The following is a 12,370-nucleotide window of genomic DNA, read 5'->3' as shown; positions in this document are numbered from 1 at the left end:
AATTTTATTAGCTTACTTATAATGCTAAAAAAATTTTTTTTAAGACGTGCTTAGTAAAATAAAAATAATATTTTTACAAAAGCTAACTATTCGTAATACTCCGAAATATGCATTACATTTTTGTAAACGATAAGCCAATTATTTTAACAACTTTAGTTGAAAAGGAAACAGACTTTAAAAACTTCCTTTTAAAAGATGTTGATATAGAACAGGCTTTAAAAGTTTTAAAAAAGAAAAAAATAAAATCAGTTAGGTTTATACACCATAACGAAAAGGGTATTTTAAAAAAATTCTTAAAAAAGTTACCTACAGTAATCGCTGGAGGAGGTAAAGTATATAATAAGGATAAGGAGGTGTTGTTTATCTATAGAAATAATAAATGGGATTTGCCAAAAGGTAAAGCTGAAAAGAAAGAATCTATAGAAGATACTGCGTTACGCGAAGTAGAAGAAGAGACTGGCGTTTCTGGATTAAAAATTGTAAAGCCCTTAGAGACTACATATCATATTTTTAAAAGAAATGATAAACTGAAAATTAAAATTACGTATTGGTTTGAAATGATTACCGATTTTAATGGAGAATTACTTCCTCAAGAAGCAGAAGGTATTACTAAAGTAGAATGGTTGGATTATGAAAAATCTAAGCTAGCTTTGGTTAATTCTTATGCTAATATAAGAAGGTTGGTTTAAGAGTTTAATTTAGTTTAAAAACATAAAGTGATTTTGAGTAAATTCTTTGTTTTTTCTTAAAATTAACAACTTATTAACCTTTTGTAGGCGATTATTGTATTATGACTAAATTATTTTACGATACCAAATTGATTAATTATTTTTGAAGGTTATTTCTAACTAAAAAAATTAATTAATCATGAAAAAAAAATTACCTATTCAACTCCCTCGAATTAAAAGGTTACAAGATCTTTTATTGTTATTTGTATTGTGTTTTTCAATGCAATCTTATGCGACAATTTCTGACACATTAGAATCTAGAGAAGACACTTATTGTGGTCGTATTTCTGGTTTTGAATTTACTAACGGAAGTTCATCCACAGCAATCCAATATGGAGCTGAGTATCTTGTGTCAGATTTACCAAATAATTTTTATGTAAATCTTATAGTATCTGGTTACACTCAAAGTGCAAGTTTTAAACTAATTAACTTAGATAGTGGTCAGCAATATAATATTGGGGAGAACTCGTTGCCTTACACATTTCCTGGTGGAAATGGAGCATGGAGTTATGGAACTGGCAATTTTAAAGTTATAGCTAAAATCTTTAAATATAATAATTGTTATGGCTGGTATTGTGATAAAGAAGTGACTAAGTTTACTATTACTAAGAATCCCCAATGTGGTACTATTTCTGGATTCGAATTCTCAAACGGAAATTCTTCTGTAGCAATAGTTGAAGGTGGAGAATATTCTTTAGATCAACTACCAAACAATTTTTACGTAGATGTTGTTGTAAATGGTTTTTCTGAAAGTGCCAGCATTAAAGTTAAAAACAAAAATACAGGTCAGCAATATACAATTGGCGAAAATTATTTACCTTATACTTTTCCAGGAGGAAATGGTGCTTGGAATCTACCTGCAGCTGAGTATGAAATTGAAGCTAAGATATTTAAATACAGTAATTGTGCAGGATCGTATTGCGATAAGGAAAGAATTAAATTCACAATAACAAATACGCCTTCTTGTGGTGAAATTGATGGTTTAACATTCTCTAATGGTACTAATACCGTAGCTATTGCAAATGGAGGAAGTTACGATGTTGCCTCATTACCATATAATTTTTATGTGGATGTTGTAGTGTCTGGAATGACCGAAAGCGCTTCTCATAAAATAACAAACTTAGATACTGGAGAAGTCTATAATAATGGGGCTAATGCTCTTCCTTATACATATCCAAGTGGAAATCAAGCTTGGAGTTTAGGCACTGGAACTTTTCAATTTTTTTCTGAAATATTTAAGTACGACAACTGTACAGGAACAAGATGTGATCATATTTGTTATACATTTACTATTTACGAGCAAAATTGTGGAGATATAGCAGAACTTCAATTCTCAAATGGAACAGAAAATCTTACCATTGAAGATGGAGGTTCCTATGTGCTTAGTAGTTTACCATCTAATTTTTACATAGATGCAATCATTAATGGTGAATCTGAAAGCGTAAGACTTGAGGTTGAAAACTTAGATACAAATGAAGAGTATTCTATTATAGAAAACCATATTCCTTATACTTTTCCAGCAGGAAATGGAGCTTGGGATTTAGGGTTAGGTACTTTTGAAGTTAAAGCATCTATGTTTAGTGGTAATTATTGTAGTAGTACGCTTTGTGATGAAGAAACGATTACGTTTACACTAACCGAAGCTACCACTTTATGTACTGCTGCTTCTGGATCAATAACATTAGATAATAGTATATTGCCTGTTGTTAACTTAAATTCTATAGTAAATGTAAATGTTGCTTTAAATGGTGATGCAGTTGTACCAGCAGGATTTGAAACTGCTTTTGTATTATCTAAACCAGATGTAAATAATAATTTGGTAATTCAAAATTATACAACATCAGATAGTTCTTTCGAGTTTAATGGCGTAAGTACAGTAGGATCTTACAGAGTTCACGTATTAGTGTTTAATGCTACAACTTTAGATTTAAGTTCTATTCAATTGGGTGCAACTACAGCTTTAGATGTTCAAAACACAATAGTATCAAATGGTCTATGTGCTTCGTTAGAGCAGAATGGTGTGCCATTTTCTATTACTTTATTGTTACCTAAGGCTGCTGCTGGTGAAAGTAATAATACAACTACACCTATTATAGAAGGTGATGTGTTAGAGATAGCGGTTGTTGAAACGACAGAGTTACCAAGTACTAAGAATAGTATTGATATTAAATTGTATCCAAATCCTGTGTCAGATAATTTAAACGTTGAGTTATTATTATTAGACGCTGAGGTTATGAATTATAACATGGTAGATTTAAACGGAAGACAAGTGCTTAAAGGAGCTTTCGATAATTCTACTTTTGGAAAAACAAGTGTTAATGTTAATGATCTAGCTAATGGATTATACATAATTACATTTAGATCTAACTTTAGAACTTTTAGTAAGAAGATTCAAGTTAATCACTAATTAGAACTAATTAGTTATATTTTAAAAGGCCACTACAATTGTAGTGGCCTTTTTTGTTTATAGCTTATTAAATTTAGCAATTAATAGAGTACTCTATATATGGGGTATTGTAGATGTGCCTTTTCATAGTTTTCACTGTGCTTATGGATCCAGTCTAGTTGTAGATACCAATTATTAGAGAAGGCTTCTTCTTTGTTTTTTTTAGCTTCAAAACTTTTTTTAATATCTGGGTTATTGTTTAGTAACTCTAATGCTATGTCTTCCCAGACGTAAGCCGAAAAACCTTCTTTTTGCTGTAGTATAGTATCGAAAAAATTCCAATTAAAAAATGAATCTGATGCTTGCGGTTCTAAAGTTTCTATAATGTATCTAAAACTTGGTTGGTTGGTTTTAATGATGTAATCTCCTTTTTTAAATGTTATTATTTTTTCTTTTGAAGAAACAATCGTATTGGAATGAAGGTAGTGTCCTTCATAAGGAGTTCGCTTGCTTTTATAGTCTTCAATTTTATAACTTTCTACTGTAATTACCGAGTCTTTTTTCAGCTGAAACATTTCAGTAGTATTCAACTTCAATAACTCAATAACATTGTACCAGCCTTGCGGAATAACATATGCCTTTGGAATTACAACTTCAACTTCTGGTTTGTAATAATTTTGATAATTCACAGCTTTCTCAAAAGGCTTTTGTTGGTTGTATTTTAAGCGTTTTTCACCTGTAATTTCACTGGTTATCATTTCACCTTCATATCCTTTAAAGTTTAGAATAGATTGTTTTAAAGTATCTACTGTCCAATTTAAAGTATAAGTTTTTTTAGTCATTAAATTAGTATTAGCTTCTTTACGCAGTTGCTTAATTTTATTTCCATCGCTTTCTGTTATTTCAATCATGCTTTTCATTAGCTCATAAGTGCTTTCAACTCTTTGTTTATAGGGTTTAAGCATGTGCGTTTCCACCATCATTCCTAGGGTGTTAAAAAGTGTTGTATAGCCTGTAGAGTAGCGTGGAGAGTCTTTAAATTGTGAGAATCCGTTATTAGGAGTTTTATTATAAACATTTACATAAGGTGTTATGTCCCATTTTTTGTCTGCTAACTTTTTCTCAAGATTAGGCATCATTTCAGTATGTAAATAGTTTCCTAAGTTTCCACCAAGTTTATTGTGTTGGGTGAATAAATGAGTTAACGTATATTGGTAATCTGCACCATTACTAACATGGTTATCTATAAAAACATCTGGTTGGACTAAATGAAATATTTCGGCAAAGGTTTTAGCATTTTTTGTGTCACATTTAATAAAATCTCTATTCAAATCGTAATTTCTAGCATTTCCTCTAAACCCATATTCTTTCGGGCCATTTTGGTTGGTTCGTGTGGTAGAGTTTCTATTTAAACTTCCTCCTATATTATAAATAGGTATAGTAACAATTACAGTGCTATCAGGTATTTTTATTTTGCCTTGAGCGATGTCTCGATAGAGCATCATAGTGGCATCGATACCATCGCTTTCTCCGGGATGAATACCGTTGTTTATTAAAAGAATGCTTTTGTTCTTTCTAATTTCAGAAAAATTAAAGTTCTTATCTTTATTGAGTGTGATAATATGTAGCGGTTTCCCAGAATCGGTTTCACCTATTGAGTCTATTGCTATAGCTGCATATTCTTGAGATAAGTTTTTGTAATAGGTAATAGTTTCTTTGTAAGTAGCAGTTTCTAAACCATTAGTTTTTTCAAACACGGTAGTAAAATTATAATTGGATTTAGGCTTACAGTTAAAAGCAAAAAGGACTAGTAGGAGTATAAATGTTTTATTCATTTTGAACGGTTTAATAGTAGATTATGTAACAAATATAGGAATTGCAACTTTGTGTATCTATTAATTAAACGTACTTTTGCAGCTTCAAAAATTAGATAATGACAGAGTTTATTAGAAAAATAGTACCAAATGCAAAAGATGATGTTTTAGCCGGAATAACGGTGTCTTTAGCAATGATTCCTGAGGTTGTAGCTTTTGCTTTTGTTGCACAAATAGATCCATTAATGGCCTTGTCTGGAGCATTTATTATAGGATTAATTACTGCTATTTTTGGAGGTAGACCAGGTTTAATTTCTGGAGCAGCTGGTGCAGTTGCGGTGATTTTTGTGACTATGATTGCAGATGGTCACACTAAGGGAATGTTAATGGATATACCTATAGAAAATATGGGTTTCTTCTATTTAATGGCCTGTGTGGTGCTAATGGGAATCATTCAAATTTTCGCAGGTGTATTTAAGCTAGGCCGTTTTGTGCGTTTAATTCCGCATCCAGTAATGATGGGCTTTGTTAACGGTTTATCTATCGTTATATTTATGGCGCAAGTAAAAATGTTTTCGCATAAATCTTTACAAGTTTCATCGGCAGGAGTTAAAGAGTATGTAAGTACTTATATGCAAGGATCAGAATTATATATCATGATTGGTCTTGTTTTATTAACCATGGCAATAATTTGGGGTTTACCAAAAATCACTAAAAAAATACCTGCTGCATTAACAGCTATATTAGTTACCAGTCTTATAGTGATTGGTTTTAATATGGACGTTTCTACAGTTGGATCTTATATTGTTGAAGGCGGAGGAACAGGTTTAAAAGGTGAATTTCCAACACCAAATATGGAGCTTTGGGAGAAGTTACCATTCAACTTAGATACACTTAAATTTATCGCTTTACCAGCGTTTTTAGCCGCTTCTGTTGGATTAATAGAGTCCTTAATGACTATGAATTTAGTCGATGAGTTAACCGAAACAAGAGGAAACGGGAATAGAGAATGCGTTGCGCAAGGAGCCGGTAATATTGTTTCTGGTTTATTTGGTGGAACAGGTGGTTGTGGTATGATTGGTCAAACCGTAATTAATGTAAATGCTGGTGGACGTGGACGTTTATCTGGAATAATGATGGCAGTTACTTTGCTGTCGTTCATTCTATTTGCAGATAAATTAATAGAAATGGTACCAATTGCGGCTTTAGTGGGTGTCATGTTTATGATGGTTATAGAAACTTTTGCTTGGTCGAGTTTTAGAATATTTAAAAAAATACCAATGTCTGATGCTATTGTGCTTGTTACAGTATCTTTAGTAACAGTGTTTGTAGATTTAGCAGTTGCAGTATTTGTAGGTGTAATAATTTCGGCTTTAGTATTTGCTTGGGAAAGTGCTAAGAAAATTAGAGCAAGAAAACGTGTTAAAGAAGATGGAACTAAGGTTTACGAAATTTGGGGTCCATTATTCTTTGGAAGTATTCAAGCCTTTAACGATAAGTTTGATATTAAAACCGATCCTGAAAATGTAGAGATTGATTTTGTAGAATCTCGTATTAGTGATCATTCTGCTTTAGAAGCTATTTTTAATTTAGTCGAAAAATATGAAGCTGAAGGCAAAACAATAAAACTTAAACATTTAAGCGAAGATTGTAAGATCCTTATGTATAAGGCAAATCCTAAGTTTAGAGAGGTAGTGATAGAAGATATCGAAGATCCAAGATATCATCTAGCTGCAAATCCGGAAGAGTTTCCAAAACCACTTTCTGAATATAAATTCTAATAACTGAACATTTTTTTAACATATCGCTTAAGTGTCGTTTTTGGAAGTTAAGTTGTTTTTTTGATTTAGGTTTACTATATTGTTAGCCCCTAAATTTAACTTATGAAATATGTATTATACATTATAATACTCCTTTTAAATACGTCTTTATTTCTTCAAGCACAAGAGATTACAGAAAGAGAAAATGATTCAATCAATACGGTTCTCAAATACGTAAACGAATTAAATAATAAGGGAGAATATGGTAAGGCTATAGAGATAGCAACACAAACTTTAGAATATATTGAAGGTTCGGAAAGGTATGAGCTAATAGGTAAATCTTTTAATGGCTTAGCATTTTCTTATGCAGAATTAAAGGATAAAGATAAGGCTTTCGAATACTCTTTTAAAGCACGTGATTATTTTATAAAAGCAAAAGATACATTAAATATTGTTTTGATATATAATGATATTGGAGTGACTTATGAAGACTTTGGCATGATTGACGAAGCCAACAAAGCATACAAAAAGGCAATTGATGTGCTAGAGTTAGATAAACCGCATAAGTATGTAATCTACGCAAAAGTTAACATTGGTAAAAACTTAATAGAGCATTCCAATAATTATAAAGAAGGATTAGAGTATTTGTACGACGCTTTGGACTCTGCTATAATTTTAGGTTTAGATCCAAAAAGTGATCATATTTATGGAGAGATTTATTTAAGTTTTGGCTATGCATTTCATAAATTAAAACGATTTACGGAGTCTGAATTGTATTTTCAAAAAGCAATAGATTTAGCAAATAATGAAAAGTATTTGCATTCAAAAGAAGAAATCTATAGTAAAAGAACAAAATTGTATAAAGAGGACAAAAGCTATAGACACGCTCTTTTTATGATGGATAAATACCTTGAGATTAAGGATTCTATTAATAAGTTAGATAATATGGCGCTTGCTAAAAATATAGAGGCAAGATATAAGGTGAAGGAGAGTGAAGAAGAGCTTAGTTATTTAACAAAAGAGAAAAACATTAGAGAAGCCCAATTATCTAAATTTTATAATTATAATCTGCTTTTAATATTGTTAACTTGCTTATTATTGCTCACTACTTATTTAATAATAAAGAGAAATACACAGTTAAAGCAAGCTAAAGACATTGCAGAGCATTTGTCGAGTGTTAAAAGCGATTTTTATTCAGAAATTAGCCATGAGTTAAGAACGCCTTTATATGCTGTTGTTGAGTTGTCTAACATTTTGTTAAGGGAAAATACGAATGCAAAGCATGAAGAGTATTTAGAGTCATTAAAGTTTTCAGGAAATCATTTATTAGCATTAATTAATAATGTGCTTCAATTAAATAAAGTAGAATCTGGAAAGATGAGAGCAGAGTCTCTAAATTTTGAATTAAAACTTTTAATTACAAATGTTATTGAAAGCTTAGAATATGCGCTTAGGTCTAGTAATAATAAAATTCATTTAAAATATGATGATAATATTCCTAAAACAGTAGGAGGTGATTCGTTCAAGCTTTCACAGGTTTTAATAAACTTAATATCTAATGGAATAAAATTTACTAATAATGGAAATATAACTGTTGAGATATTCTTGCTTAAAAATGACAAGGGTATAGTTAAACTCCATTTTAATGTTACAGATGATGGTCAAGGTATTCCTATAGAAAAACAGTCTCAGGTATTTGAAGATTTTTATCAAGAACACGCGAGTAAAGATCAAACACACAAAGGTACAGGATTAGGTTTGTCAATTGTTAAAAGGCTAGTCTCTGTAATGGGAGGTAATGTATTATTAAAAAGTGAATTAGGCGTGGGTTCCTCTTTCTCTTTTGATTTGAGTTTTGATAAAATTGCAACTTCAAATGGTGTAGAATTAGATGTCGAAAGAGGGTTAGAGAAAATTAAAGACTGTAAGTTCTTAATTGTAGACGATAATAAAATCAATCAACTAGTTACCAGAAAAGTTCTAGAAAACTTTAATTTAAAGTCTGAAGTTGTTGATAGTGGTAGAAAGGCAATTGAACTTATTAGAAATGGAGGTTTTGATTGCGTTTTAATGGATTTACATATGCCGCAATTAGATGGTTATGAAACCTCTAAATTAATAAGAGAATTTAATAAAAACATTGTCATTGTAGCTCTTACTGCTGCGTCATTAGAAGAGGTAGAGGTTAAAATTAAGGATTCTGAAATAGATGACTATGTCTTAAAACCTTTCTTTAATAAAGATTTAATTATAACTATTAGTAAATTAATTAAATAATTATTTAACCCTTACGCTGCTTGGCACCAGCTTAGTATAATCTCCATCATTTCGAATAACATCACGAACTATAGAAGATGAAATATAACTTGTACGTGCTGCTGTTAAAAGAAACACAGTTTCTATAGTAGATAAATCTCTATTAGTGTGCGCAATTGCTTTTTCAAACTCGAAATCGGCTGGATTCCTTAAACCACGTAATATAAAATCAACACCAATTTTTTGACAAAAATGAACAGTTAATCCTTTATAAGTAACCACTTTTACTTTTGGTTCATCTTTAAAAGTATCTTCAATAAATTCCTTGCGTTCCTCTAAAGAAAACATATATTTTTTATCAGAATTAACACCTATAGCTACAATTACTTCGTCAAAAAGTGTGACACCTCGTTTAATAATATCATAATGACCTAATGTTAAGGGATCAAAGGATCCTGGAAATAGAGCTTTTTTCATATTCAAAAATAAGGATTAAATGGTTATTCAAGCCAAGAGCAGGCCTCTATCTTGATTATTTCAAAGCTTCATCTATAGCGCTCTCAAATAATTCAGCCATAGAAATACCAGCTTCTGCAGCTTGTTGTGGCAAAATACTTTCGTTGGTTAAACCAGGAACAGTATTTACTTCTAATAAATGCGGTTCTCCATCTTTAAAAATAAATTCACTTCTAGAGAAGCCTTTCATTTTTAAAACCTCGTAAACCTTTTTTGCAAGTGTATTTACTTTGTCTTCTTGTGCTTTAGATAATCTTGCAGGCGTAATTTCTTGAGACTTACCAAGGTATTTCGCTTCATAATCGAAAAAGTCGTTTTCGCTTACAATTTCAGTAATTGGTAATACTTTAGTTTCACCTTTAAAAGTAATTACGCCAACCGAAACCTCTGTTCCGTCTAGAAAAGATTCTATAATAATCTCATCGTCTTCTTTAAAAGAATTTTCTATTGCAGCTTGTAATGCCTCTTTTTTATGCACTTTAGAAATTCCAAAACTACTACCAGCTTTATTGGCTTTTACAAAACAAGGTAAACCTACTTTTGCAATAATTTCTTGTTCGTTAATAACATCTCCTAAATTAAGGTAATAACTTTCGGCAGTTAAAATGCCATAAGGTTTTAGTACACTTAAGCAATCACGCTTATTAAAAGTTAATGCGGCTTGGTAAGCATTACAGCTAGTTTGTGGCATACCAATAAGCTCGAAATAAGATTGCATAAAACCATCCTCTCCCGGCGAACCATGAATAGCATTAAAAACACAATCAAATGTAATTTTAGTTTCATTTACTAAAACAGAAAAATCATTTCTATCGATAGAGAATTCAGCATCGTAAGCATCAACAAAAACCCATTTGTCTTTAAATATATGAATGCGATACACGTTATACTTTTCCTTGTCTAAAGTATTGTAAACAACGTTTCCACTTTTTAAAGAAATTTGGTACTCGCTAGAATAACCACCCATTATTATGGCAATATTTTTTTTCAATGTTATATTTTTTTTATTTCCGCGTAGACGGAAAATCTTATTAATTTATTTTAATATCTCTAGTTTTCTGTATTTCGACTATCGTTTAATTTAAACTCCAGCGGTAGTCCTAAAACCGTTAAACTTCGTATAAATTATAGGACGCAATTTATTAAACGCCAAAATTTATTTGTTTAGCTAAAATATCATTTATTTTATAGCAAACGAAAACCTTTTTGTTTTTATATATTTGCATACCTTTTTAGTTATAAAAATAACAATAAAGGTTTAAACTCTTTTTAATTAAAATCAACCAATGAGTATTATTAAATTTCTAACGAGTAAAACGTTTTTTAAGCAACTAGGTTTAGCTTTAGTTGCATTATTAATTTTGTGCTTCATTATTTTTAAATGGCTTAATATCACTACTAATCATGGTGACTTTGAAACGGTTCCAAATTTAACAGGAAAGTCTATTGATGTTGCTAAAATTGAATTAAACGAAAATAACCTAGTTATGGAAATTCAAGATTCGGCAAATTTTAATCCAGACTATCCTAGATACTCTGTAATAGAGCAAGATCCTCCAGCTGGAGAGAATGTAAAAGAAAATAGAAAAATATACCTAACACTTAATCCTTCAGGATATAGAAAAATTCCTGTACCAAATATTATTAACCGTACGTTTCGTCAAGGAAGACCTACTTTAGAGGCTTTGAATTTTGAAATTGGAAAGAAAACATACATAGATAATATTGGTAAAGACGAAGTATTAAGCTTAAGATTTGAAGGCAAGGTTTTAAAACCTGGGACTTTACTACCAAAACACTCTAAAATAGATGTTGTTTTAGGAAACGGTAACCGTCCTAACTAAATTATAAATGGATAAATATACACCACAATTACCAGAGCAAAACGAAGCTGGAGAAACGCGTTACGAGCATTTTTCATTTATTGCAGATAAAGGGCAATCACCTTTACGTATCGATAAATGGTTAATGAATAAAGTAGAAAATGCAACTAGAAATAAAATTCAAGAGTCTGCAAAAGAAGGCAATATTTATGTAAACGATGTTCCTGTAAAATCTAATTATAAGGTTAAACCAGAAGATAAAATTCGTGTACTATTAGCGCATCCTCCTTTCGAGAATTTATTGGTTGGTGAAGACATGCCTTTAGATATCGTTTACGAAGACGAAACACTATTAGTCGTTAATAAACCAGCAGGTATTGTAGTACATCCAGGACATGGAAACTACTCTGGAACATTAATAAATGGTTTAATTTATCATTTCGAAAATCTTCCTAAAAATTCAAGCGATAGACCAGGTTTAGTACATAGAATAGATAAAGACACTAGCGGATTGTTAGTAGTTGCTAAAACCGAAAAGGCAATGGCACATTTATCTAAGCAATTTAAAGACAAAACTAGCGAGCGCGAGTACGTTGCAATTGTTTGGGGAAACATGAAAGAAGACGAAGGTACCATAGAAGGTAACATTGGTCGTCACCCTAAAAACAGATTACAAAACACTGTCTTTTTCGACGATGATGCAGACAAAGGAAGACACGCAGTAACGCATTATAAAGTTTTAGAGCGTTTAACCTATGTTACCTTAGTAGCATGTAAACTAGAAACTGGTAGAACACACCAAATTCGTGTACACATGAAACATATTGGTCACACGTTGTTTAACGACGAGCGTTATGGAGGCGAACGTATTCTAAAAGGCACAACATTTACTAAGTACAAACAGTTTGTAGACAACTGCTTTAAAATATTACCACGCCAAGCACTACACGCAAAAACCTTAGGGTTTGTGCATCCAGAAACAAATGAGTTTATGAGTTTCGAAGCTCCCATACCTCAAGACATGCACGAATGTATAGAGAAGTGGAGAGGTTATAGTACGCATTTAGAGGCTTAGTTGGGCGTTACC

At 31.3% G+C, this 12,370-nt stretch carries 9 protein-coding genes; 6 read left to right on the top strand and 3 right to left on the bottom strand.

Annotation, left to right across the window (positions count from 1 at the left end; translation table 11 throughout):
- Window positions 1-107: 107 nt before the first annotated feature.
- The gene (locus tag ASC44_RS16935) at window positions 108-689 is read left to right on the top strand and encodes an NUDIX hydrolase (RefSeq protein WP_055448800.1); all 582 of its coding nucleotides are present in this window, start codon (window positions 108-110) and stop codon (window positions 687-689) included.
- A 178-nt stretch (window positions 690-867) separates the two neighbouring features.
- Window positions 868-3,135 (top strand): T9SS type A sorting domain-containing protein, encoded by a 2,268-nt coding sequence (locus tag ASC44_RS16930; RefSeq protein ID WP_083476343.1) that lies wholly within the window; start codon window positions 868-870, stop codon window positions 3,133-3,135.
- A gap of 80 nt (window positions 3,136-3,215) precedes the next feature.
- Here ASC44_RS16930 and ASC44_RS16925 read toward each other — a convergent pair whose 3' ends face one another.
- Complete coding sequence (locus tag ASC44_RS16925) at window positions 3,216-4,949, bottom strand: M14 family metallopeptidase (protein WP_055448798.1); 1,734 nt, start codon at window positions 4,947-4,949, stop codon at window positions 3,216-3,218.
- 98 nt (window positions 4,950-5,047) lie between these two features.
- On the opposite strand from ASC44_RS16925, the gene ASC44_RS16920 reads away from it, so the two are divergent.
- Both ASC44_RS16920 and ASC44_RS16915 read left to right on the top strand, forming a co-directional pair.
- The gene (locus ASC44_RS16920) at window positions 5,048-6,709 is read left to right on the top strand and encodes a SulP family inorganic anion transporter (RefSeq protein ID WP_055448797.1); all 1,662 of its coding nucleotides are present in this window, start codon (window positions 5,048-5,050) and stop codon (window positions 6,707-6,709) included.
- Between the two features lie 102 nt (window positions 6,710-6,811).
- A complete protein-coding gene (locus tag ASC44_RS16915; protein ID WP_055448796.1) occupies window positions 6,812-8,965 on the top strand; it encodes a tetratricopeptide repeat-containing hybrid sensor histidine kinase/response regulator in 2,154 nt (717 codons plus the stop codon).
- Here the strand turns inward: ASC44_RS16915 and coaD are convergent, their stop codons facing one another.
- A complete protein-coding gene (coaD, locus tag ASC44_RS16910) occupies window positions 8,966-9,421 on the bottom strand; it encodes a pantetheine-phosphate adenylyltransferase (RefSeq protein WP_055448795.1) in 456 nt (151 codons plus the stop codon).
- A 55-nt stretch (window positions 9,422-9,476) separates the two neighbouring features.
- Entirely contained in the window at window positions 9,477-10,451 is a 975-nt protein-coding gene (locus ASC44_RS16905; protein WP_083476342.1) for a D-alanine--D-alanine ligase, read from the bottom strand.
- Window positions 10,452-10,746: 295 nt separating this feature from the next.
- On the opposite strand from ASC44_RS16905, the gene ASC44_RS16900 reads away from it, so the two are divergent.
- Together ASC44_RS16900 and ASC44_RS16895 are read left to right on the top strand one after the other, a co-directional pair.
- Window positions 10,747-11,304, top strand: coding sequence for a PASTA domain-containing protein (locus ASC44_RS16900; protein WP_055448793.1), 558 nt, complete (start codon window positions 10,747-10,749; stop codon window positions 11,302-11,304).
- A 7-nt stretch (window positions 11,305-11,311) separates the two neighbouring features.
- Window positions 11,312-12,358: an RluA family pseudouridine synthase gene (locus tag ASC44_RS16895; RefSeq protein WP_055448792.1), complete on the top strand. Its 1,047-nt coding sequence runs from the start codon at window positions 11,312-11,314 to the stop codon at window positions 12,356-12,358.
- Window positions 12,359-12,370 lie beyond the last annotated feature (12 nt).

The sequence above is a fragment of the Lacinutrix mariniflava genome (assembly GCF_001418015.1).
Taxonomy (GTDB): Bacteria; Bacteroidota; Bacteroidia; order Flavobacteriales; family Flavobacteriaceae; genus Lacinutrix; species Lacinutrix mariniflava.
Note: the sequence above shows the minus strand (reverse complement) of the source record. Positions and strands in the feature narration are given on the sequence as shown.